24 protein-coding genes and 1 pseudogene are annotated in these 24,079 nt (G+C 39.5%); 23 read left to right on the forward strand and 2 right to left on the reverse strand.

What is annotated here, in order from left to right; genetic code table 11:
• Nucleotides 1-65: 65 nt before the first annotated feature.
• From glyA to SH603_RS03700, 14 genes are all read left to right on the forward strand, one after another.
• Nucleotides 66-1,301 (forward strand): serine hydroxymethyltransferase, encoded by a 1,236-nt coding sequence (gene glyA / locus SH603_RS03635; RefSeq protein ID WP_113896694.1) that lies wholly within the window; start codon nucleotides 66-68, stop codon nucleotides 1,299-1,301.
• Between the two features lie 92 nt (nucleotides 1,302-1,393).
• Nucleotides 1,394-2,029: a uracil phosphoribosyltransferase gene (gene upp, locus SH603_RS03640; protein ID WP_321534103.1), complete on the forward strand. Its 636-nt coding sequence runs from the start codon at nucleotides 1,394-1,396 to the stop codon at nucleotides 2,027-2,029.
• Nucleotides 2,030-2,159: 130 nt separating this feature from the next.
• Nucleotides 2,160-3,887 (forward strand): phosphoenolpyruvate--protein phosphotransferase, encoded by a 1,728-nt coding sequence (gene ptsP / locus SH603_RS03645; RefSeq protein ID WP_321534104.1) that lies wholly within the window; start codon nucleotides 2,160-2,162, stop codon nucleotides 3,885-3,887.
• A gap of 101 nt (nucleotides 3,888-3,988) precedes the next feature.
• Nucleotides 3,989-5,101 (forward strand): YibE/F family protein, encoded by a 1,113-nt coding sequence (locus SH603_RS03650; protein WP_321534105.1) that lies wholly within the window; start codon nucleotides 3,989-3,991, stop codon nucleotides 5,099-5,101.
• Nucleotides 5,098-5,871, forward strand: coding sequence for a YibE/F family protein (locus tag SH603_RS03655; RefSeq protein WP_035155209.1), 774 nt, complete (start codon nucleotides 5,098-5,100; stop codon nucleotides 5,869-5,871). Before SH603_RS03650 ends, SH603_RS03655 begins: the two co-directional genes overlap by 4 nt.
• A 158-nt stretch (nucleotides 5,872-6,029) precedes the next feature.
• Nucleotides 6,030-7,301, forward strand: coding sequence for a uracil permease (gene uraA / locus SH603_RS03660; protein ID WP_169472689.1), 1,272 nt, complete (start codon nucleotides 6,030-6,032; stop codon nucleotides 7,299-7,301).
• Between the two features lie 321 nt (nucleotides 7,302-7,622).
• The gene (gene atpB, locus SH603_RS03665; protein ID WP_003666558.1) at nucleotides 7,623-8,330 is read left to right on the forward strand and encodes a F0F1 ATP synthase subunit A; all 708 of its coding nucleotides are present in this window, start codon (nucleotides 7,623-7,625) and stop codon (nucleotides 8,328-8,330) included.
• A gap of 24 nt (nucleotides 8,331-8,354) precedes the next feature.
• The gene (gene atpE / locus SH603_RS03670; RefSeq protein WP_003666561.1) at nucleotides 8,355-8,573 is read left to right on the forward strand and encodes a F0F1 ATP synthase subunit C; all 219 of its coding nucleotides are present in this window, start codon (nucleotides 8,355-8,357) and stop codon (nucleotides 8,571-8,573) included.
• Nucleotides 8,574-8,615: 42 nt separating this feature from the next.
• Nucleotides 8,616-9,134 carry a F0F1 ATP synthase subunit B gene (atpF, locus tag SH603_RS03675; RefSeq protein ID WP_169477915.1) on the forward strand — a complete coding sequence of 173 codons (519 nt, stop codon included), beginning with the start codon at nucleotides 8,616-8,618 and terminating at the stop codon, nucleotides 9,132-9,134.
• Nucleotides 9,124-9,666, forward strand: a complete 543-nt coding sequence (gene atpH / locus SH603_RS03680; RefSeq protein WP_321534106.1) for an ATP synthase F1 subunit delta — start codon at nucleotides 9,124-9,126, stop codon at nucleotides 9,664-9,666. Before atpF ends, atpH begins: the two co-directional genes overlap by 11 nt.
• A 30-nt stretch (nucleotides 9,667-9,696) precedes the next feature.
• Nucleotides 9,697-11,226, forward strand: coding sequence for a F0F1 ATP synthase subunit alpha (gene atpA / locus SH603_RS03685; protein ID WP_003666568.1), 1,530 nt, complete (start codon nucleotides 9,697-9,699; stop codon nucleotides 11,224-11,226).
• Nucleotides 11,227-11,261: 35 nt separating this feature from the next.
• Entirely contained in the window at nucleotides 11,262-12,206 is a 945-nt protein-coding gene (locus SH603_RS03690; RefSeq protein ID WP_321534107.1) for a F0F1 ATP synthase subunit gamma, read from the forward strand.
• 26 nt (nucleotides 12,207-12,232) lie between these two features.
• The gene (gene atpD, locus SH603_RS03695) at nucleotides 12,233-13,660 is read left to right on the forward strand and encodes a F0F1 ATP synthase subunit beta (protein ID WP_003666573.1); all 1,428 of its coding nucleotides are present in this window, start codon (nucleotides 12,233-12,235) and stop codon (nucleotides 13,658-13,660) included.
• Between the two features lie 11 nt (nucleotides 13,661-13,671).
• Complete coding sequence (locus SH603_RS03700; protein WP_169472687.1) at nucleotides 13,672-14,139, forward strand: F0F1 ATP synthase subunit epsilon; 468 nt, start codon at nucleotides 13,672-13,674, stop codon at nucleotides 14,137-14,139.
• A gap of 5 nt (nucleotides 14,140-14,144) precedes the next feature.
• On the opposite strand, the pseudogene SH603_RS03705 reads toward SH603_RS03700, so the two are convergent.
• Nucleotides 14,145-15,466 (reverse strand): annotated as a pseudogene (locus tag SH603_RS03705) (ISL3 family transposase).
• A gap of 151 nt (nucleotides 15,467-15,617) precedes the next feature.
• Here SH603_RS03705 and SH603_RS03710 point away from each other — a divergent pair.
• The 9 genes from SH603_RS03710 to SH603_RS03750 all read left to right on the forward strand — a co-directional run bounded on the left by SH603_RS03710 (nucleotide 15,618) and on the right by SH603_RS03750 (nucleotide 22,880).
• Nucleotides 15,618-16,583: an IS30 family transposase gene (locus SH603_RS03710; RefSeq protein ID WP_321533671.1), complete on the forward strand. Its 966-nt coding sequence runs from the start codon at nucleotides 15,618-15,620 to the stop codon at nucleotides 16,581-16,583.
• Between the two features lie 289 nt (nucleotides 16,584-16,872).
• Nucleotides 16,873-17,136, forward strand: coding sequence for a DUF1146 family protein (locus tag SH603_RS03715; protein WP_321534108.1), 264 nt, complete (start codon nucleotides 16,873-16,875; stop codon nucleotides 17,134-17,136).
• A gap of 18 nt (nucleotides 17,137-17,154) precedes the next feature.
• On the forward strand, nucleotides 17,155-18,471 hold the full coding sequence (murA, locus tag SH603_RS03720; RefSeq protein WP_169477917.1) for a UDP-N-acetylglucosamine 1-carboxyvinyltransferase: 1,317 nt from the start codon (nucleotides 17,155-17,157) through the stop codon (nucleotides 18,469-18,471).
• 106 nt (nucleotides 18,472-18,577) lie between these two features.
• A complete protein-coding gene (locus tag SH603_RS03725; RefSeq protein WP_169473542.1) occupies nucleotides 18,578-19,570 on the forward strand; it encodes a rod shape-determining protein in 993 nt (330 codons plus the stop codon).
• Nucleotides 19,571-19,576: 6 nt separating this feature from the next.
• A complete protein-coding gene (yidD, locus tag SH603_RS03730; RefSeq protein ID WP_011953410.1) occupies nucleotides 19,577-19,813 on the forward strand; it encodes a membrane protein insertion efficiency factor YidD in 237 nt (78 codons plus the stop codon).
• A gap of 23 nt (nucleotides 19,814-19,836) precedes the next feature.
• Complete coding sequence (locus SH603_RS03735) at nucleotides 19,837-20,061, forward strand: DUF2969 domain-containing protein (protein ID WP_169471093.1); 225 nt, start codon at nucleotides 19,837-19,839, stop codon at nucleotides 20,059-20,061.
• Nucleotides 20,062-20,109: 48 nt separating this feature from the next.
• Nucleotides 20,110-21,303, forward strand: coding sequence for an FtsW/RodA/SpoVE family cell cycle protein (locus tag SH603_RS03740; RefSeq protein WP_169477918.1), 1,194 nt, complete (start codon nucleotides 20,110-20,112; stop codon nucleotides 21,301-21,303).
• A 12-nt stretch (nucleotides 21,304-21,315) separates the two neighbouring features.
• Nucleotides 21,316-21,609: a glycine cleavage system protein H gene (locus tag SH603_RS03745; protein WP_113896686.1), complete on the forward strand. Its 294-nt coding sequence runs from the start codon at nucleotides 21,316-21,318 to the stop codon at nucleotides 21,607-21,609.
• A 134-nt stretch (nucleotides 21,610-21,743) separates the two neighbouring features.
• Nucleotides 21,744-22,880 (forward strand): D-alanine--D-alanine ligase family protein, encoded by a 1,137-nt coding sequence (locus SH603_RS03750; protein ID WP_321534109.1) that lies wholly within the window; start codon nucleotides 21,744-21,746, stop codon nucleotides 22,878-22,880.
• A gap of 77 nt (nucleotides 22,881-22,957) precedes the next feature.
• On the opposite strand, the gene SH603_RS03755 is transcribed toward SH603_RS03750, so the two are convergent.
• Nucleotides 22,958-23,926, reverse strand: a complete 969-nt coding sequence (locus SH603_RS03755) for an IS30 family transposase (RefSeq protein WP_003668074.1) — start codon at nucleotides 23,924-23,926, stop codon at nucleotides 22,958-22,960.
• Nucleotides 23,927-24,079 lie beyond the last annotated feature (153 nt).

Here is a 24,079-nt window from a genome sequence, read left to right on the forward strand (position 1 = left end):
TAAAATAATAAAGAGACTGAGTAGCTTCCCAGCCTCTTTATTTATAACCAGAGGAGATGTTGTAAATGAACTATGGTAAAAAATCACCCCAATTATGGGCAGCCATTGAAAATGAAGAACAACGCCAGCAAGATACGATTGAGCTAATTGCCTCCGAGAATATCGTTTCAGATGCTGTTCGTGAAGCGCAAGGGTCAGTTCTAACAAATAAGTATGCTGAAGGATATCCTAATAAGCGGTATTACGGTGGTTGTGAGTTTATCGATCAAGTTGAGCAATTAGCAATTGATTATGCTAAAAAGTTATTCAATGCAGCATATGCTAATGTTCAACCTCATTCCGGATCACAAGCTAATATGGCAGTTTACCAAGCACTTCTCAAACCTGGAGATGTGATTTTAGGGATGGGGATGGATGCTGGTGGGCACCTAACTCATGGTGCAACAGTTAATTTTAGTGGAAAATTATATAAGACGTATGGCTATGGCTTAAATCCAGATACTGAAGAGCTTGATTATGATGAAATTATGGCTTTAGCTAAGAAGGTAAAACCACAATTGATCGTTGCGGGAGCCTCTGCCTATAGTCGAATTATTGATTGGCAGGCATTTCGTAAGATTGCTGATGAAGTTGGGGCTTACTTGATGGTTGATATGGCTCATATCGCCGGATTAGTAGCAACTGGTGCCCATCCAAGTCCACTTCCAATTGCTGATGTCGTTACTACTACTACTCATAAAACACTACGGGGCCCGCGGGGAGGTATGATCCTCTCTAAATCGACTGAGTTAGGACGGAAAATTAATTCAGCAGTTTTCCCTGGAATCCAAGGCGGACCACTGGAACATGTAATTGCGGGGAAAGCTCAAGCACTTTATGAGGACTTGCAACCGGAATATGCGGAATATATCCAACAAATTGTAAAAAATGCTCAAGCAATGGAAAAAGTATTTAATACTAGTAAACAAATTCGGGTGGTTTCAGGAAAAACCGAAAATCACCTTCTCGTTCTAGATCTTACTAAGACTGGTTTAACAGGAAAAGATGCGCAAAATCTCCTTGACCGTGTTCACATTACAACTAATAAGGAGGCCATTCCGAATGACCCACGAAGTCCATTTATCACAAGTGGCTTGCGGATTGGTACTCCTGCTATTACCAGCCGTGGATTTAAAGAAGAAGACGCGCAAAGGGTTGCGGAATTAATCAGTACAGCCTTAACTAACCCTACCGATGAAGAGCGTTTACAAGAAGTAGCAAAAGATGTGCATGAGCTAACCACAAAGTATCCGATTAACTAAAAAATTAGAACGTAAAAAGTTGTTAAGATCCTTTGTCATGACTTGATTTTTTTGGTAGAATAGTGAAGAAATTTAAAGGAGTGTATATAGGCATGGGTAAACTTGAAGTGTTAGATCATCCATTGATTCAGCACAAGCTAACAATGATTAGGGATAAAAATGTTGGGACAAAATTTTTCCGGGAAACGGTCAAGGAAATTTCAACTTTAATGGCTTATGAAGTTGCACGCGATATGCCATTAAAGGATGTTGAAATTGAAACGCCAATTGCTAAAACGACCCAGAAAGAATTAGCTGGTAAAAAGGTAGCGATTATTCCAATTCTGCGGGCAGGAATCGGAATGGTTGATGGGATGACTGACCTTATCCCAGCAGCTAAAATTGGCTTTATCGGAATGTACCGGGATGAAGAAACCTTAAAGCCACATGAATACTTTGTTAAGTTACCTAATGATATTACAGAACGGCAATTATTCATCGTTGACCCAATGCTGGCAACTGGTGGTTCAGCAATGATGGCAATCGAAGCCTTAAAGAAGCGCGGTTGTTCAGAAAAGAATATGAAATTTGCTTGCTTAGTTGCAGCCCCTGAAGGAGTTAAGGCTGTGCGCAACGCTTATCCAGATGTCGATATTTATACAGCAGGACTTGATGATCATCTTAATGAAGATGGATATATTGTTCCTGGATTAGGCGATGCTGGTGACCGTCTTTTTGGTACTAAGTAGATTATTAAGGATTAAAAGCATGATCTGCAGAAAACTTTTTAGCTTTCGCAAATCTTGCTTTTATTTTTTGTTTGTGTTGAAAAGGCTTTCGCTTATAATAGGTACTATACCAGAAAAGGGGAATTGATTAATGGAGACCCAAATTAATGGAATCGCAGCTAGTGATGGAGTAGGAATTGCACCTGCTTACTTATTAACGAAGCCTAATCTTAACTTTGAAAAATATCATATTAGTGATCCTGATAGTGAAAAAGCAAGATTGCATCATGCTTTTGATAAGATTATTCAGAAATTAAAGGAGACCAAGAAGAAACTTGTTGATAAACTTAGTGCAGAAGATTTGGCAATTTTTGATACTCATATTGCAATCTTAAACGATCCGGAAATGATTAAACAAGTTGAAAATCGGATTACCAATCAACGCTTAAATGCAGAATCAGCTTTTGCAGAAGTAATTACTAAGATGATCAAAACCCTTCAGGCAATGACTGGAAATGAATATATGCAAGAGCGAGCAACTGATTTTCAAAATATTCAAGATCAGGTTTTAGCAGAGTTAGAAGGCAAACAGCTCCCTAATTTACGTGAATTAGATCACCCCGTCATTGTAGTTGCTCATTCAATTGGCCCTGCTGATACTTCACAGATGGATGGTCGCTTTGTTAAGGGGATTATTACCGATTTGGGTGGCCGAACTAGTCATGCAGCGATTATGGCTCGTTCTTTACAGATTCCAGCAATTGTTGGATGTAACGATATAACCAAAAAGGTACAGAATGGCCGACGAGTAATTGTTGATGGCTTTGAGGGCAGTGCAATCATTGAACCATCAACAAGTGATGTTAAACAATACCAAAAAATTGCGGATAAGTTTATGAATGTCCGTCAGCAATGGAAAAAAATGATTAACCAGCCCTCGGTAACCGCTGATAGCCAGCAGTATAAGATTTCAGCTAATATTGGTTCTTCAGTGGATATTTCGTCAGCAATGGAAAATGGTGCTGATGGTGTTGGCCTATTTCGAACCGAATTTCTTTATATGAAAAGCGATCACCTCCCAACCGAAGACGAGCAAGTTAATGCCTATCGCCGAGCCGTTGAACAGTTAAATGGGAAACGGTTAGTTGTTCGGACCTTAGATATCGGTGGCGATAAACCACTTCAATTTATGCCTTTACCCAAAGAAATGAATCCATTCCTTGGGTACCGGGCTATTCGGATTGCGCTTGATCGGCCTGAAATGTTTAGGACTCAGCTGCGGGCCTTGCTCCGAGCATCTGAGTTTGGGAAGATTAATATTATGTTTCCGATGATTACCACGCTTGAAGAATTACAAGCAGCTAAGAAAATTTATTATGAGGAGCAGCAGAAATTAGCTGTCGATCATCCAGGGATTGGCCGTGATGTCCATCTTGGGATAATGATTGAAGTTCCATTAGCCGCGTTAAATGCTGAACGCTTAGCTGCAGAAGTTGATTTCTTTAGCATTGGAACTAATGATTTAATCCAATATTGTTTTGCGGCTGACCGTGGTAATGATTCAGTTTCGTACCTTTACCAGCCGCTAAATCCAACTTTTTTAAAATTAATTAAGCACATTATCGATGCTGGGCATGCTCATGACACAACTGTGGCGATGTGTGGAGAAATGGCAGGAGATCGTTATGCCTTGCCACTATTAATCGGGATGGGATTGGATGTCTATTCGATGAGTGCCAGTTCTATTTTACGGACACGTTCAATGATGAAACAATTAGATAGCAAGAAATGCCAGGAACTCTACCAGCAAGCTGTTACAACTTGTGATTCAATGACGGGTGTGAAGAAGTTAGTTCAAGATTGGTTGGTAACAAACTAAAAAGGATTTAGGAAAAGTAAAGATTTTTCTTAAATCCTTTTTTTGTTGCTTGTTAAGAGTAAAATGGCAATAGTTTTGCTGTACTAAGGGGATGTAAAGTTGTGATTAAGCAATACTGGACAAAGCAAAGAATCTGGTTGTTAATTTTTTTAGTGGTTGTTGGGATTGGTACGCTCTTATTTACCAGCCATAATGAACAGTTCTATCAACAACCAATCGCTAAAGTAATCAGTGAAAAAACAGTGAGTAGGCAAAGGGTAAAAGACCAGTTTGCCAATGTTGACCACCAATATAATCAACAACTCCAAGTAAAACTAATGAATGGTAAATATTGCGGGCAAAAATTAACAGTCCAAAATACATATAGCGATTCGCAACCGATGGATCAACGTTATCGGGCAGGGAATGAAGTGTTTTTAACCCAGCTTCGTAAGCGAGGCGGAAAACTAACCGCCAATGTTAACGGTTATAAGCGGGACACAGTAATCGTCTTTTTACTTTGGCTTGTTGTCTTGATGCTGCTTCTTCTTATGGGACGTTCAGGACTGTTTGCATTCTTAAGCGTAGTAATTAATGCTCTTTTGTTTATAATTGCAATTGAGATTGATTTAAAGCAAAATGGTCAGCATATCATGCTGCTTTTTAGTGTTCTTGCCATAATTTTTACGTTTATTAGCTTATTATTAGTTCTTGGTTTTAGTAAAAAGATGCTGGCAACTTTTGCAGCAACGGTTATTGGGACATTTGTTGCCTTAGGAGTAAGCATGCTTGTATTTACGTGGACGCATGAACGGGGGATTTACTATGAATCAATGGAGTATGTTACGCAGGTCCCCCGGTCACTTTTCTTAGCTGAAACATTATTGGGGTCTTTAGGAGCGGTAATGGATGAATCAAGCGATATTATCGCCACCCTTTTTGAATTAAAGCAGTTAAATCCCGCTGTTACCCGCAAACAGTTATTTATCTCTGGGCGCAATGTTGGTAAATCAATTATGGGACCGTTAATAAATGTTTTGTTTTTAATTTTTATGGTGGATACCTTTACCGGTAGTCTTTTGTATATCAAAAACGGTAACTCGTGGGGATATACCTATGCAATGAATATGAGTTTAGGGACCATTCAGAGCCTGATTAGTGGGATTGGAATTGTCCTTTCAGTTCCCCTTGTAAGTCTATTTGGGGCATTATTAGGGAAGAAGGTGCAAAGATGACGACAATTACGGGCCTTGGCTTGGTTTTGCTAATTTTGATGGTCCTTGTGGGAGGAAAACAGGGCTGGACTGCTTTTTTAAGCTTGCTTCTTAACTTTGGCTTTTTATATTTTGCAATTATTTTAGTCGCGTTTCATGTTTCCCCGCTATTTGTAACGGTGACTATTGGGATTACAATTTTGGCGATAACCATTTTCATGGGGGAAGATGATTTGCGGACAACCGTGACAGCCTTTTATGCTTCACTCATCGTGCTATGTTTAATTTTAGTGCTGATCTTTATTGTCGAGCACTGGGCAATGGTGCAGGGCTTTGGAACAGAAGATAGCGATGAGTTAGAAGGGATGTCAATTTTAATTGGAATTAGTTATTTCAAAGTTTCTGTTACTACGACTATTTTGAGTTCGCTCGGCGCAATTGCAGAAGCGGCAATGGCGATCTCCTCTGGCCTTACGGAAATCCTTGAGAATCATCCCGAAAGAACTAATCGTCAATTGATTCATAGCGGGATGGCAATTGGGCGACAGATTATTGGAACAACGTTTAATACGCTTTTCTTTGGCTTCTTTGGAGGATTCTTAGCACTATTTATTTGGTTCTTAGGTCTCCACTATTCCTTTGGTACAATTATGAATAATAAAATTTTTGTGGCAGAAATGATTGAAATTCTAATCTCTTTCATTGGGGTGCTGATCACTGTTCCCATGACCGCTTGGGTGATGACAAAGCGACGTAAATCAGTTATTGACAATCATCCTAAAACAAAGTAATATACGAATAACTTATAAATAGACCTTTAATCGGAGTCCTGTGAGGCTTCAAAGGTGCGGATAAATTCTCAATACTTTTTCCATAGTTAGGATTGAGTAGGGAAGAGACGACTTTGGAGCAGGGATTCCAAGGTCGTTTTTTCTTTAGGAGGATTTATATGGCGCACCGTGATAATGTTGTATTAGATGTAGACGAACGGCCGGCACCTTGGCAGTGGTTTGGCTTATCTTTACAACATATGTTTTCTATGTTTGGTTCCACTGTTTTAGTCCCAATTTTGGTAGGATTAAATCCAGGAATTGCCTTGTTTAGTTCGGGGGTAGGAACCCTGATGTACTTACTTATTACTAAGCATAAGATTCCTGCTTATATGGGATCTAGTTTCTCATTTGTCGTCCCGATGATGGCCTTAATGAAAACTACCGGTTTTCCGGGAATTGCACAGGGTACCATTGCCGTTGGGTGCGTGTATTTAATCGTATCAGTAATTGTAACGTTGGTTGGCTCGCAATGGATTGACCGCATTTTGCCACCAATTGTTGTCGGTCCGATTGTAGTTGTAATTGGATTGTCATTAGCAGGAACAGCCGCTAAAGATGCTACCATCAATTCGGCTACTGGTCATTATGATTTACGTTTTTTTGCAGTCGCAATGCTTACGATGGCAATAACAGTTATCTTCAATATGTATTTTAAAGGATTTCTTGGTTTAATTCCGATTTTGATGGGGATTGTCGCTGGTTATATTATTGCGGTCTTATTTGGTATTGTGGATTTTTCTCCAGTTGCGCATGCACATTGGTTTAGTTTGCCAGACTTTCAGATTCCATTTGTTGATTATCATCCCCAATTATACTGGGGTGCGATTTTGAGTATGGCCCCAATCGCTTTTGTTACCATGACAGAACACTTAGGTCATATTATGGTTCTAAACGAGTTGACTGAACGAAATTACTTCAAGGAACCAGGGTTGAACCATACGCTTGCAGGAGATGGGACGGCTTCGATTATTGCTGGTTTCGTTGGCGGCCCTCCCGTAACTAGTTATGGTGAAAATATTGGGGTAATGGCAATTACGCGTGTCCATTCAGTTTACGTTATTGCTGGAGCAGCTGTATTTGCCATCTTCTTTAGCTTTATTGGTAAATTAAGCGCCTTGATTGAATCTATTCCTTCACCAGTTATTGGTGGGATTTCATTCCTGTTATTTGGTGTGATTGCCTCTAGTGGATTGCGTGTAATGATTGAGAACAAAATTGATTTTAATGAAAAAAGAAATTTGATGATTTCATCCGTTATTTTAGTAATTGGGATTGGGAATGCCTATCTTCAATTGGGAAAATATCAATTCTCTGGATTAGCAGTTGCAACTGTCCTCGGAATAATAATGAATTTAATTCTTCCCCAAAAAGCCAAAAGTGAAATGTAGTTTGAATTTTTTAGCTTATTTAAGCAGAGTGAGACAAGGTATTCGGCCTCTTACTCTGTTTTTTCGTATGATAACAAAACAAAAAAATTAAGAGGTCGTGGAAAAAACAGATTGTAATAAAAAGTTTATCGAAGCTATGAAAGCGTTTTCTTTCTGCTCTTATCAATTGATTAGTAGGTGTATATAAACCTAATGTTTTTTTGAATTTTAACGAAATTAATGATATATTAACATTCGTAACTTGGGGTAGTTCGTTTTATTTGCAACGTTCATCCAATTTACAAGCCAAATTATTGTTATAAGGAAAGAGGTGGAATATGAATGGGCGGTGATGCTTTAACTTTTAAGCTTTTCGGACTCACGTTCAATACTACGAACATTGTTTCTGGACTGATTATCTACGCAATCGTGTTCTTCACTCTTTACGGGATGTCACGAAAGATCCAAATGAAGCCTACTGGTGCACAAAATGTATTTGAATGGCTAGTTGACTTTACTAATGGAATTGTGCGAAGTCAGATGCCAGCATCCGAACAAGGGCACTATAGTTTCTTTGCCTTTGTTTTGTTTGTTTTCATTTTCTTTGCAAACCAATTCGGTTTAATTTTCCAATTCCATTGGAACGGAGCTGAAGTGCTTAGAAGTCCAACGGCAGATCCAGTTGTTACGTTAACACTTTCTTTAATGGTAATGGTATTAGCATTCGCTGCTGGAGTAGCACATAATGGCCTTGGTGGATACTTGAAAGGATACACTAAACCATTTACTTTAATGCTTCCTGTTAACATTATCGAAGACTTTGCTAACTTCTTAACTCTTGGTCTCCGTATTTTTGGTAACATTTTTGCCGGTGAACTTTTAATGAGTTTGATTGCTAATATGGCATTCTCACATGGAATCCTAACTATTATTCCAGGACTATTTTTGGAACTAGCATGGCAAGGGTTCTCCGTATTTATCGGTTCGATTCAGGCATATGTCTTTGTAACATTAACGACGGTTTATATTTCTCGGAAGATTTCCGAATAATAATCCCTAAGGAGGAATTTTAAAATGGCATTAGGAGCAATTGCTGCAGGACTCGCGGCTATGGGTGCCGCTATCGGTGGTGGTATCGGTGACGGTATCTTAATCGGACACACAGTTGACAGTATCGCACGTCAACCAGAATTACAAAGTAGATTACAAGCAACGATGTTTATTGGTGTTGGTTTGATTGAAGCCATGCCTATTATTGCCATCGTTATTGGCTTCCTTGTTATGAACAAGTAATTATTTTAAGTTTTTTATTTTAAGATAAGGAGGTGTCAATAGATGTTTGTAAACAGTGTGTTAGCTGAATCAAACAGTTTATACATTGGTGACTTGGTATTCTACATCGTTACTTTTATCATCTTAATGCTATTAGTTAAGCATTTTGCTTGGAAACCAGTAACAGATATGATGAAGAAACGTGCAGATAAGATTGCTAATGACATTGATAATGCTGCTCGTTCACGTGAAAGTGCTGAAAAGATGGCTGCAAAGCGACAAGCGGAGTTACAAAGCTCACGGCAAGAAGCTGCTGAGATTGTAAGTAATGCTAAAAAGTCTGGGGAAACTCAGCGAGCACAGATTGTTGAAACGGCGCAAAAAGATGCCCAAGCTCTCAAGCAACAGGCACAAAAAGATGCTGAGCAAGCACGTCGCGATGCATTAAATAGTGCTAAGGATGACATTGCAAACTTATCTATTGAGATTGCTTCCAAACTCATCCAAAAAGAATTAAAGGCAGACGATCAAAAAGAATTGATCGATTCCTATATCGAAGGGTTGGTAGAACATGAGTCTTGATAAGAAGACAGTTGCTGATCGTTATGCGAAAGCACTGTTTGAATTGGTCGATGCTGATAACGAACTCGATCAAACTTGTCAAGAATTGATTGCTTTACGCCAAGTCTTTGAGGACAACGAGGGATTGGACGCCGCACTTGCGGGAGTTCAACTGTCACTTGATGAAAAGAAATCATTGATTAAATATTTACAGCAAGGTGCTTCAAAGTATGTTGCTAACTTAATTCAAATGGTTTTCGATTACGGCCGTATTGACTGCATGGTCGCAATTATTGATGAGTTTGAACGGCGGTATGACCGTAAAATGAAGCGGATGCATGCTGACGTTACCACAGCGATCCAACTCGATAAACAACAAGAGGATCAACTGAAGGCTAATCTTGCAAAACGTTTTGGTGCTAATGAAGTTACCTTAACGAAACATGTTGATCCAGAAATTTTAGGTGGGGTTATTGTCCATGTTGATAATAAGACATTAGATGGTAGTCTCAGCTCAAAGATTAAGCAAATTCGTCGTTTACTAGTTAGATAATATATCTTTTTTCAAAGAGGTGAGACCTTTATGAGCATTAAAACTGAGGAAATCAGTTCACTCATCAAAAAACAACTCGCCAACTACCAAGACAAAGTATCTGTCGAAGAAACCGGTACTGTTACCTATGTTGGTGATGGGGTTGCTCGTGCCGATGGCTTAGATAATGCTATGGCTGGTGAGTTGCTCGAATTTAGTAACGGGGTCTACGGAATGGCTCAAAACCTCGAAAGTAATGATGTAGGTATTGTTATTTTAGGGGATTACACAGGCATTCGTGAAGGAGACACCGTTAAGCGGACGGGTCGAATCATGGAAGTACCCGTTGGCGATGCATTATTAGGACGGGTTGTTGACTCATTAGGTCGTCCAATTGACGGTCTTGGTGAGATTAAGACAGATAAAACTCGTCCAATTGAACGTAAAGCTCCAGGTGTTATGGAGCGTAAGAGTGTTAGTGTGCCACTTCAAACAGGTATTAAGGTTATTGATGCCTTAGTTCCAATTGGACGTGGTCAGCGTGAATTGATTATCGGTGACCGTAAGACAGGTAAAACTGCCATTGCGTTAGACACCATTATTAACCAAAAGAACCAAGACGTAATTTGTATTTACGTTGCTATTGGTCAAAAAGAATCAACTGTTCGGGCTAGTGTTGAAACTCTTCGTAAGTATGGAGCATTAGATTACACAATTGTTGTTTCAGCTAGTGCTTCAAATCCTGCTCCAATGTTATACATTGCGCCATATGCAGGGGCTGCGATGGGTGAAGAATTTATGTTCAACGGTAAAGATGTTCTTATTGTTTATGATGATTTATCAAAACAAGCAGATGCATACCGTGAACTTTCATTAATTCTTCGTCGTCCTCCTGGTCGTGAAGCTTACCCTGGTGATATTTTCTATACTCACTCACGGTTGCTAGAACGTGCTGCTCGTTTGTCTGATGACCTTGGTGGTGGTTCAATGACCGCCTTACCAATCATTCAGACGCAAGCTGGTGATGTTTCTGCATATATTCCTACTAACGTTATTTCTATTACTGATGGTCAGATCTTCTTAGATTCAGATGAATTCTATGCAGGTCAACGTCCGGCTATCGATGCTGGTACTTCAGTTTCTCGTGTTGGTGGTGACGCTCAGATCAAAGCAATGAAGAAAGTTGCTGGTACTTTGCGTCTGGATATTGCTTCATACAACGAATTAGCATCCTTTGCTCAATTCGGTTCCGACCTTGATGCAGCTACGCAAGCTAAGTTGGCTCGTGGTCAACGGACTATGGAAGTCTTAAAGCAGGGATTACATGATCCGCTACCAGTAGAAGAACAAGTTGTAACATTATTTGCTCTTTCACGTGGCTTTATCGATAAAGTCGAAATTGAAGATGTTCAACGTTACGAAAGTGAATTGGCTGCTTACATGCATGCTAACCACCAAGACCTCTACGACACCATCAAGAAGACTGGTAAGCTACCAGAAGGCGATGACTTGCAAAATGCTGTTGCTAAGTTCTCTGAAACATTTCAAGGGACAAAAAAGCAAGTCGCTGAAGAAAAATAGTTAATGATGATTAGTCGAAAGGACGGTGAGATTTAGTGCCAGCTTCACTCGCTGCAGTTAAACATAAGATTGATTCCACTAAGAGTACGCGTCAGATTACTTCGGCAATGCAAATGGTTTCAACCGCAAAACTGAATCAAATTCAACACCACACTCAGACCTACGAAGTATATGCTGAGAAGGTTAAGCAAATGTTGTCTGATCTGGTTAAATCTCACAGCGCAACATCTGCAGCTTCGCAAGATGATGTTTACGCTGCACTGTTTAAAAAGCGCGCAGTTAAAAAGACTGGGGTGCTTGTGATTACGTCTGACCGAGGTTTGGTTGGTAGTTACAATAGTAATATTATCAAGCAAACGTTAGATATGATGGCTAAGCACAATCTTGATAAAGACAACACAGTATTCTTGACGGTCGGTAAAACTGGAACAGAATTCTTTAAGAAGAGGGGAATGAATGTCGTTTACGAATATTCAGGCGTTAGCGATGTTCCTACCTATCGGGAAGTTCACAGTATTGTGAAGACCGCTGTTCAAATGTACAGTGACCAAGTATTTGATGAAATGTACATGGTTTACAGCCATTACGTTAACCGAATTACATCAAATGTTATTGTTCATGATGTACTTCCAATTACTGAAAAGTCATTACTCGATGACGAAAATGAAGCACAAGAAAATACAAAATTAAATAATTCTGATGTAAGTACTGCGCATGTTTCAGCCGAGTATGAATTTGAACCGTCAGATACAGAAATCATTTCTGCATTGGTTGCCCAATATGCAGAAAGTTTGATTTATGGAGCGATTCTTGATGCCAAGACATCAGAACACTCTTCAAGTGCGAATGCAATGCGTTCAGCTACAGATAATGCTGATGACATTATCTCTACTCTCGAATTGCAATATAACCGAGCACGGCAAGCAGCAATTACCACTGAAATTACAGAAATTACTGGTGGTATGACTGCTCAAGAATAATTTTTTCTAACGTAGGAGGAAACAACATGAGTTCTGGTAAAGTTTTACAAGTTATCGGACCAGTTGTTGATGTTGAATTTCCCTTAGACGAAAAACTTCCTGAAATTAATGACGCTTTGAAGATTAAGGAAAGCGATGGTAAGACTTTAACAACTGAAGTTGCCTTGGAATTAGGTGATGGTGTTGTTCGAACAATTGCCATGGACGGTACTGATGGTCTTCAACGTGGTATGGAAGTTGAAAACACTGGTGCATCAATTAGTGTACCAGTTGGTGATGATACTCTGGGACGAGTATTTAACGTCTTAGGGGAACCTGTTGACAACGGACCGAAATTTGGTCCTGATGCAAAGCGGATGCCTATTCACCGTGATGCACCAAAGTATGATGACTTAAATAATGCTACCGAAATTTTGGAAACTGGGATCAAGGTTATTGATTTACTAGCTCCATATGTTCGTGGTGGTAAGATTGGTCTATTCGGTGGTGCCGGTGTTGGTAAGACCGTTTTGATTCAGGAATTGATTCATAACATTGCTCAAGGTCATAATGGTATTTCTGTCTTCACAGGGGTTGGTGAACGTACCCGTGAAGGTAATGATATGTACTATGAAATGAAGGCCTCTGGAGTTCTTGAAAAGACGGCCATGGTTTATGGTCAGATGAACGAACCACCTGGTGCCCGTATGCGGGTTGCCTTAACTGGTTTAACAATTGCGGAATACTTCCGTGATGTAAAGGGACAAGATGTTTTGCTCTTTATTGATAACATCTTCCGGTTTACACAAGCTGGTTCAGAAGTTTCTGCCCTCTTGGGTCGGATTCCTTCTGCCGTTGGTTACCAGCCAACATTAGCTACTGAAATGGGTCAGTTACAGGAACGGATTACTTCAACTAAGAAGGGATCAATTACGTCTATCCAAGCCGTTTATGTTCCAGCCGATGACTATACCGACCCTGCACCAGCTACGACATTTGCCCACTTGGATGCAACTACTAACTTGGAACGTCGATTAACCCAAATTGGTATTTATCCAGCCGTTGACCCACTAGCTTCAACTTCTACTGCTCTTACCCCAGAAATTGTTGGTAAGGAACACTATGAAGTTGCTACACAGGTTCAACACGTTCTTCAACGATACCATGAACTTCAAGATATCATCTCTATTTTAGGTATGGATGAATTATCTGACGAAGAAAAGACAATCGTTGCTCGTGCACGGCGGATTCAAAACTTCCTTTCCCAAAGCTTTAGTGTTGCTTCCCAATTTACAGGTTTACCTGGTAAATATGTTCCATTAAAGGAAACAATTAAAGGCTTTAAGGAAATTCTTGCTGGTAAGTATGATGATCTTCCAGAAGAAGCTTTCCGGTTAGTTGGACCAATTGAAGACGTTGTTGAAAAGGCAAAGAAAATGAAGGCTGAGACTGACGAAGATAGCTCAGAAGACTAGGAGGGATAATTATGGCTGAAAATACTTTTAAGGTCACTATTATTACTCCAGATGGCACCGTCTATGATAATGATAAGGTTACCATGCTCATTATGAACACTGCTGGTGGACAAATGGGAATCATGGCTAACCACGTACCATTAATTGCCGCGCTTGAAATCAGTACAGTTCGAATTAAACATTCTGAAGGCACTGATGAAGTTGCAGCGGTTAACGGTGGGATCATTCAATTTGATGGTCAAAATGCTACAATCGCAGCTGATAGTGCTGAAATGCCTGAAGCAATTGACGTTGAGCGGGCACAGAGAGCTAAAAAGCGTTCTGAGTCTGCAATCGCAGAAGCAAAGAAGAAGCATAACCAAAGCGACTTATCACGTGCAGAAGTTCACCTCAAGCGTGCAATTAACCGTTTGAATGCTGCTTCTAAGCAACGCAATATCGGCTCTTCGTCAAGAAGTACTGATGAGAAAATAAAATAATTTTACTAAGCAGCTTGTGCCTGGACTTTGGCATGAGCTGTTTGTTTATTTCTCCAGTTTATTGCAATGTAGGTATTTGGTAATGCAAGGAGGATTCTAATTCGGAAATTAAAGAAATTACGAAAGCCATAAGCAGTTCGTTTAATAACTTTAATTTTATTGTTAGTTCCTTCAACGGGACCATTTGTATAGGTATCATATTTAAAACTATTGTAAATTTCTTGTTTATGTCTGCGAAGAGTATGCTGAACTTTTTGCAGTGCTTGGGGAAGCTGCGTCCATTTAATCGCGAGTAAGTTTTTTAATTCTTTCTTGCTACGATGAGCAATCACCAGAATTAAGTTTTGATAGTATTCATAAGCCCTTTTTAGTTCATTATCAAAGCTTAGAAGACGATGAATGACTTCCACATCGGTTAATTGAGCGTAACTAAAGTTACGCCTTGACCAATAATTATCATATTTAAGCTCATTAGCAGGCGTTAGGAGTAATTTCCAAAAGTGCTTAAGTGCACGCCATTTATGAATGCCAGCACCGGCACGATTCATTACTTGGATCCTAATTTTGTTAAATGCACGATATGCTTGAGCAACAATATGAAAATGATCAGCGATAATTAAAGCCTGGGGGAAAAGCTCATGAATCAAATGGCGGTAAGGAGTGTACAAGTCAACCGTTACTGTTTGAACTGCTAAGCGTGCTGAACGGTCATATCGAAGAAAGTATTTTCGCAGATAGCTATTTTTACGTGACAAGATAATATCAAGCGTCCGCTTATTTTCAATATTCATTAGAATCATACTCATTCCGCTGGGGGCAAAGCGACCAGACTTAAAATCATCAAAGGCAATATGGCGAGGTAACCAATGATAGTTAGGCTTAAAAACTGATCAAGATTTGTAATGACTCGTCTAATTGTCCAGTCAGAGACATTTAATTCTTTGGCTAAATCACTTTGTGATTCGTTTTTTGTTAGAAGCATCATTGCCCGTTGTTTTATCGCTAAAGAGATATGATTACGATAATGAATATCTTCAACGGCTGCTAATTTAGTAACCACTTCAGGACAAGAAGAAGAAGCTTTACAGATATATTTTTGCTTTTTAATCGACCAGATTGTTGGCTTAAAGTGAAGCTCTGGTCCCAAGCAATTAACTGTTTTATAGCCATTTTTACACATTAAGTGTCCATATTTTGGGCAATGCATGGGGTAAGTTTGAATAAGATGGACAATGATTTGATTAGGTTGATCTTCAATTGGGTTATCAAAATCTAGTTTGAGGTAAGGATCTTTAATTCCTAAGATAGTTTTGATAGAATTGTTCATGAAAGATGGTCCTTTCTTAGCGAAGACGGGGTCCAACCATCTTTCGCTTTTTTATTTTAAATTCGCCGTTTGTAAAATTAAGTTAGAAAAATAGAAAAGCCATTTGTGGTAGACTTTTGAATACCCCTAAACAAAAGAAAGGAAACCACAAATGACTTACACCCATCTTACCACAAACGAGCTGACAATCATCGCCCATTCTTTCGTGCAAAAGCTTAAAGCGTACCGAGTGGCCCAAATGATCAAACGTTGCGCCGAAACCGTTTATCGCGTTTATCGTTACCTGGAAACCGGTGCCTCAATTGCTGATTATCAAGATCACTATATGCGCAATAAGCAACGTTGTGGCCGAAAACGTACTCAGTTGTCACTGGCTGAACTCACTTATATCAACGACAAAATTGCCCAGGGGTGGACGCCTGATACCATTATTGGGCGCGCTGAGCGCCCAATTAGTTGTAACCGGCGAACTCTTTACCGGATGTTTGAACGTGGCCAGTTCGGCTTCGATGTCCGTTCCTTGCCGATGCGAGGTAAGCGGCACCCGAATGGCTATGTCGAGCGCCGTGGGAAGGCTGGCCAATTGGGGCGAAGTATTCACGAGCGTGCCAAGGACTTTCCGCACTATGCCACTGAATTTGGGCACCTTGAAGCTGATACCGTCCAAGGCAAAAAGCACCAAGGGGCGGTAATGACCCTGACCGAACGCCAATCGAAGGTCGAAATTGTACTCAATGTGCACGAAAAGACGGCTGATGCGATTAACCAACACTTAAGTCAGTGGCTTCGGAAATTCCCGCGGCACTTCTTCAAATCGATTACCTTTGACAACGGAAAAGAATTCGCCGGCTGGCGCGAGATTGCCAATCAATTTGACCTTCACACTTACTTTGCCGAGGTTGGTGCTCCCAATCAACGAGGGCTGAACGAAAACAACAACGGTCTTTTACGCCGGGATGGCTTAACGAAACAGCTAGATTTCCGCAATCTTCCTGATGAATTGGTAACCCAACTGATGAGTAAGCGAAATAACCTGCCCCGTAAATCACTAGGCTATCGAACTCCATATGAAGTATTCATGTCTTACGTCACTGATGAGCAACTATTTTCTTTCTAACTTAAATTGACATTTCGGGATTTTAAACAAATAAAGCACTGATGTTAAATTCATCAGTACTTAAAATTGTAGAGCCGCAATATCTAAGGTATAATATTACAAAGAGGCTGGAGAAAATAATCCAACCTCTTTACTATTTTAAAGTGTAAATTGCCAAAACACAGTAGATGCCTAGCCATCCTTGCAGGGGTGGGACTAAAAACTCGCAAGCGAGTTTAGTCCCACTCCTTTTCGTTTAAAAGATCATTAAGCTTTTTTACGAATTAATAATTTAATCATGTGATATGATATGATTGAATTTAATTTAAAAGAGGGTGATCGATTGCAAATTACAGGATTACGAGCGCTAATAGAAATAATAGTGCAATTGGCATTTGTCTGGTTAGCGTTTTTTGCTATTCAAGGAATACATTTTGAGCATTTTTTTAACCGACCACCACGCACATTACCTTTACTCATTGTTTTAATGGCTACTGGACTGGGATATTTATGTGCGACATTTTTCTTAAATATCCTAAGTGCAATTGGGAATTTAACATATTTAATTCGATAGTATTTACTGGAGGAACTTATGGAAAAAATTGTTGTTAAGGGCGGTCAGAAGTTAACTGGTCGAGTTAAAGTTGAAGGAGCAAAAAATGCAGTCTTACCAATTCAAGCAGCATCTATTTTAGCTTCTAGCGGAAACATTAAATTATCAAATGTTCCAATTTTATCGGATGTAACGACAATGAATCAGTTACTACGGTTCTTAAATATAAAAGTAGATTTTGATAAGGATAAGCACGTTTTGACAATTGATGCAGCTGATCCTGTGTCATCTGAAGCACCATTAGAATATGTTAGTCGGATGCGGGCGTCGATGGTAGTCTTAGGACCCTTGCTAGCTCGGACAGGGCATGCGCAAATTGCGCTTCCTGGTGGATGTGCGATTGGATCCCGGCCGATTGACTTACATCTTAAAGGATTACGTCAATTAGGAGCAATTATTGAGCAACACGATGGATACTTAGAGGCACGGGCTGAGCACTTAATTGGTGATCACATTTATTTAGATTTTCCTAGTGTCGGTGCAACGCAAAATCTGATGATGGCAGCAACACTTGCGCAAGGAATTACAACAATTGAAAATGCTGCTAGTGAGCCTGAAATTGTTGATTTAGCAAATATGTTGAATAAAATGGGTGCACGTGTCCATGGCGCTGGAACAGACATTATCCGGATTCAAGGGGTTAATTTCCTTCATGGCTGTGAACATACAGTAATGCCAGATAGGATTGAAGTGGGGACGTTCATGATTGCGACAGCCATTACTAATGGTGATGTTGTGGTTGAAGGGGCAATTGCTGAGCATAACACCTCATTGATTGCTAAGTTGGAGGAAATGGGTGTGACAGTCATCGTTCAAGAAGATGGGATTCGTGTTCTGGGGACTTCGGTTTTAATCCCTACGAATATTAAGACCCTCCCATATCCGGGGTTTCCTACTGATCTTCAGCCGCAAATGTCCGTTCTCCAGCTTTTGGCAAATGGGACCAGTACCCTAGATGAGACGATTTTTGAGAAACGTTTTATGCATTTAGAAGAATTACGACGAATGAATGCTGATTTTCAAATTAATGGTCCAGTTGCGGTTTTAAACGGTCCCACGCGCTTTAGTGGCGCTGAAGTAGCTGCCTCTGATTTACGAGCGGGGGCTGCTTTAGTGCTGGCCGGGTTAGCTGCTGATGGAATTACCCAGGTTCGTAACCTAAAATATATTGATCGGGGATATTACCATCTTCACCAAAAGTTACAACAATTAGGGGCTAAGATTGATCGAATTGATGTCGAGGATAAAATTAAATTGGCGGTAAAGCCTTCTAAGAATAAAACAAATCAAGATTAAAGATTCGTAAGCGACATCTATCTGTATCCCTATTTTGTGGTATAATTACGAACGATATTAACGGGTTTAGCGTTAAAACTTAACTAGCTAAAAGGAGAAGAAATTAATGGCAAAGGATATTGGAATTGATTTGGGAACTGCCAATGTTTTGATTTATGTTCAAGGCAAGGGTATTGTTCTAAATGAACCGTCAGTTGTGGCGGTTGATACAAAAACCAATAAAGTATTGGCTGTTGGTTCAGAAGCATACCGAATGGTTGGACGTACTCCTAGTAACATTCGGGCTATTCGTCCATTAAAGGATGGAGTTATTTCTGATTTTGATGTTACTCAAGAAATGCTTTCCTACTTTATTGGTAAACTAAGCGTTAAAGGGTTCATGTCAAAGCCAAACATCATGATCTGCGCACCAACGAATATTACTGAGATTGAACGGAAGGCAATTATTCAAGCCGCTGAACAATCTGGTGGTGGTAAAGTTTACCTTGAATACGAGCCAAAAGTAGCAGCAATTGGTGCTGGATTAGATATTTTTAAACCTCGTGGAAACATGGTCATTGATATGGGTGGTGGTACCAGTGATATCGCCATTCTTTCATTAGGCGATATTGTCTCAAGCCAGTCAATTCGAATGGCCGGTGATAAGATGAATAGTGATATTGCTTCTTATATTAAGAATAAGCACGGCTTAGTAATCGGTGAACATACTGCTGAAAAGATCAAAATGGAACTCGGGACTGCATTACGGGTTGATGATCCTGAAACGATGGATGTTCGTGGTCGAGATGTAGTTACTGGAATGCCAAAGCAAATCACTGTTAATGAAAATGAAATTGAAGAAGCATTACATGATACGCTTGAACAAATTGTTTCGGCAGCTGTAAATGTATTAGAAACAATTCCACCAGAGTTAGCTAGTGATATTATTGACCGAGGAATAATGTTAACCGGTGGTACTTCTTTATTAAAGGGTGTTGATCAATTATTCAGTGCTCGTCTAAAGGTACCGGTTGTTGTTTCACAAGACCCATTAGACAATGTTGCTAAGGGTGCTGGTGAAATGTTAGAACGGATGCAAAAAACTGAACGAAAGAAGTAAGTTGAAATGGTAAGGATTTTATGTGACCTTATACGCTGGTATCAACAAGGCATTTCCGCTCAACGACCATTTCGCGTATGTCGCTTTACCCCCTCATGTTCACAGTACATGTTAGAAGCTTTACAACGCTTTGGTTTAAAGGGAATATTGCTCGGAAGTTGGCGGCTCCTTCGTTGTCAGCCGTTTTCTCGTGGTGGCTATGATCCGGTACCTAATCATTTTACTTTTCGTCGTCAGGGGTAATAATAGTTATTAAGGGTGAAAAAGTGTCAAAGAAAGATAAAAAAGTAGAAGTCAGCGTTAAAGATATTGAACGTCGTAATCAATCGGTTCAACAAATTTTTATTGGAGACCGATTGATTGGTGAAGTTGTAACCGATAATGAACGTTTCAAAGCGATGCTGATAAGTGACCAGAGCGAATTTTATGTTCGTTCTCAAGAAGAGGGATTAGAAATAGTCCTTCAACAATATCATCTTCACCAGCATTAGTTTGGTGAACCATCCTCTTTGATTAATAATTTGTAAAGGAGTTTGGTAATGCAACGTTCGCAAAATGATGTAGAAAGTCGGATTGACTGGGGAATTATATTCTGTGTTCTTTTGTTAGCCTTGATTGGTTTTGCTTCAATCTATGTAGCGGCAGTTCATGATCGGCAGCAAACTAGTGTAGCACGACAGGTTATTACCCAGTTGGTTTGGTATGCGGTTGGAACAATCCTTATTATTGTCATTATGCAATTTGATGCTGAACAATTATGGAAATTAGCACCAATTGTATACTGGCTAAGTGTATTTTTAATGTTCGCAATCCTAGTCTTTTATAGTCGAGCCTATTATGCTAGTACAGGGGCTAAGAGTTGGTTTGCAATTGGACCATTTACGTTTCAGCCTTCGGAAATAATGAAGCCTGCCTATATTTTAATGATGGGGCGTGTTATTACGACCCATAATAATCGATATAGTGTGCATACTGTTGATTCAGATTGGCGATTAATTGGGACGATGTTCTTATGGCTATTACCAATTTTGATTTCGCTGAAGTTTCAAAATGACTTTGGGACTGGGTTAGTATTCTTCGCTATTTTCTGTGGAATGGTCTTAGTTTCTGGAGTTACTTGGCGAATTTTAGCGCCAGCAGCTACGATATTAGTTGTTGTTGGGGGTTCAGCCTTAGCGATGGTAACTAGTTCGGTTGGGCGACAAATACTTGAACATGTTGGGTTTCAAGCATACCAGTTTGATCGGGTTGATACCTGGCTTCATCCAGAACAGGATACAACTAACCAAGGGTATCAGTTATGGCAGAGTATTAAAGCGGTTGGTTCTGGTGGTATTACTGGAACTGGTTTTAATAACTCAAAGGTTTATGTTCCGGTTCGTGAATCAGATATGATTTTTTCCGTTATTGGTGAGAATTTTGGGTTCATTGGTGGGGTTTTATTAATCCTTATTTATTTGTTACTGATCTACTTAATGATTCGAGTAACATTCGATACCAAGAACGAATTCTATGCTTATATCTCAACCGGAGTTATCATGATGATTTTATTCCACGTTTTTGAAAATATTGGAATGAACATCGGTCTATTACCATTAACAGGTATTCCGCTTCCTTTTATTAGTGCTGGGGGATCTTCATTAATTGGTAACCTGATTGGGATTGGGATGGTAATGTCGATGCGTTACCACCATCATTCGTATATGTTTAGCAGTAATCGTGAATTTAGATAGTGGGGTCATAAAATGGCAAAAGATTATTTTTGGGTAAAAGAACAAGCTGATGGTACTAAGCGTGTCGGCTTAAACGATGAAGGCCGTGATGAGTTAGGAGAAGTAAGTTTCATTGATGTGCCGGCAGTAGGGACAACCTTGAAACAAGCTGACAAGTTTATTGCGGTTGAAGCAGAAAAAGCAGTTACCGATGTGGATAGCCCCATTGATGGTAAGATTACCAAAATAAATGAAGCTATTATTGATGATCCAGCTGGATTAAGTTCAAGCGATATGGAAAAAAACTGGATTGTTGAAGTTAAATAAAAAATTAGGAGACTAGGATTAGGGGCACTTGATTCTAGTCTCCTATTTTAGTATTGGCGGATCTTTCCAGTTCGTGTTATACTTAAGGCTCTAGGAAAACGGCTAAGATAAAAATATTTAAGGTGGTATTTATTATGACCCAAAAATTACACATCGCTTTATTATTTGGTGGTAACTCCTCTGAACATGATGTGTCAAAGCGATCAGCACATAATATCTATGATGCTCTTGATAAGGAAAAATATGATGTAAGTCTTTTTATGTTTACAAAGGATGGAATTCTATTAGGCAATGAGGATTCTCAAAAGATCTTTGATGGTGAACCTGAAGACCAAGTAGTAGCAGAAGCATATCAAAAGATGGATATGAGTAGTCCATTAGCACCAATTATGGCCTTAAACGAACAAAAGGAAATTGATTTCTTCTTCCCTGTTATCCATGGTAATTTAGGTGAAGATGGTACAATTCAAGGCCTCTTTAAACTCCTTAATAAGCCATACGTTGGTTCAAATATTGCAGCTAGTGCGATGTCTTTTGACAAGGATCTTACTAAGAAGATTATTAGTCAAGCTGGTATTCGCAACACCCCTTATGTAGTAGTTACGCCAGAAAACCGGGATGATTATTCATGGGGGCGGATTGAAGAAAAATTAGGTAATCTCACTTTTGTAAAGCCAGCTAAGCAAGGTTCCTCCGTTGGAATTCATCGAGTTACTAACGCTGAAGAATATGAAAAAGCGTTAGACGATGCTTTTAAGTATGATTACAAGATCTTAGTAGAACAGGGGATCGCTAATCCGCAAGAAATTGAGATTTCAATCTTAGGAAATGAACATCCAATTGCCTCTAAGTTAGGAGCTGTTCGTGTACCTAAGGATGATCCATTCTATGATTACGAAAATAAGTTTGTGGATGCCAGCGGGGTTGTTTTTGAACTTCCTGTTAAATTACCACAATACTTAGTTGATGAAATTACAGATATGGCTTTGAAGGCATACAAGGCATTAGGAATGAAGGGAATGGCTCGGATTGACTTTTTAGTTGACAGCAACAATGTCCCTTATCTTGGTGAACCAAATACTTTACCAGGCTTTACTAACATTAGTTTGTATCCTCAAATGTGGGAAGTTTCTGGTATTTCATATTCCGACTTGATTGATCGGTTAATTCAATTAGGATTACAAGAATTTGAACGGAACAGCAAGATTAAGTATGATTTCCGTAAGCTTGGTACCGAACGTGTTGGTCAAAAGAAATATAACGAAGACTAAAGAATAATTATTTAATGGTTAGGATGTTGTGAGTATAATGTGCTAACTATTTTTATTACCTGAAATGTCAATTTAAATTAGAAAAAAGGTGAAAGTTGTTCTTCTGTGACATGACTCAAGAATACTTCTAATGGTGTACGATAATTAAGAGATTTTCGTGGGATATTGTTGCGACGATGCATTAGCTGAGTGACTAGTTCGTCTGGTAAATCGCGAAAATCTAGCTTTTTACTAAGACCATCACGACGCAAGAGGCCGTTATTATTTTCGTTTAGCCCTCGTTGATTGGGAGCACCGACTTCCGCAAAATAGGTGTGAAGATCATACTTATTGGCTATTTCTCGCCATCCAGCAAATTCTTTCCCGTTATCAAAAGTAATTGATTTAACAAAGTGACGTGGCAGTTTAGCGAGCCATTGATCAAGCTGGCAATTCACTGCTTCGTCTGTTTTATGATGAATATTAAGGACAATCATTACTTTGGATTGTCGCTCTACTAGCGTCATTACCGCTCCGCGGTGAGCTTTACCTTGAACTGTATCAGCTTCAAAGTGCCCAAATTCATGTTGGTAATGCGGAAAATCACGATATCGTTGATAGATACTGCGTCCTAATTGGCCAGCTTTACCACGATGTTCCACATAGCCATTGGGATGGCGTTTTCCTTTCATCGGTAGCTGTTTAACGGAAAAGCCATACTGATTGCGGGCAAACATGCGATAAAGGGTGCGCATACTGCAGCTAATTGGGTGTTCATGACGACCAATAATAGTATCAGGAGTCCAACCTGCCTTGATTTGCGCATGGATATAGTTAACTTCGATAGTTGGCAGTTGGGTCTGCTTCCGACCACAACGACGCTTATGTCGCTGATAAGTCTGAAGATATTGGTCGATGGTTTTACCGTCGTTGAGGAAACGATAAACACGATAGATGGTTTCTTGACTACGCTGAAGTAATTTAGCAGCCCGATAAGCTTTAGTACCTTGATACCAAAAATCAGCTATGAGAGTTAATTCACGTGTGGTAAGATGTTTATAGGTCATTTGTGATTGCCTTTCTTTTGATTAGGGATATTCAAAAGTCTATCACAAATGGCTTTTTACTTTTTCTAACTTAATTTTACAAACGACGTTATTAAACGCATAATAGAAAGTAAATGTTATCATAATGGTATAAAATCTGTGGTTTAGTATTGC

The organism is Limosilactobacillus reuteri (assembly GCF_034259105.1).
Classification (GTDB): domain Bacteria; phylum Bacillota; class Bacilli; order Lactobacillales; family Lactobacillaceae; genus Limosilactobacillus; species Limosilactobacillus reuteri_G.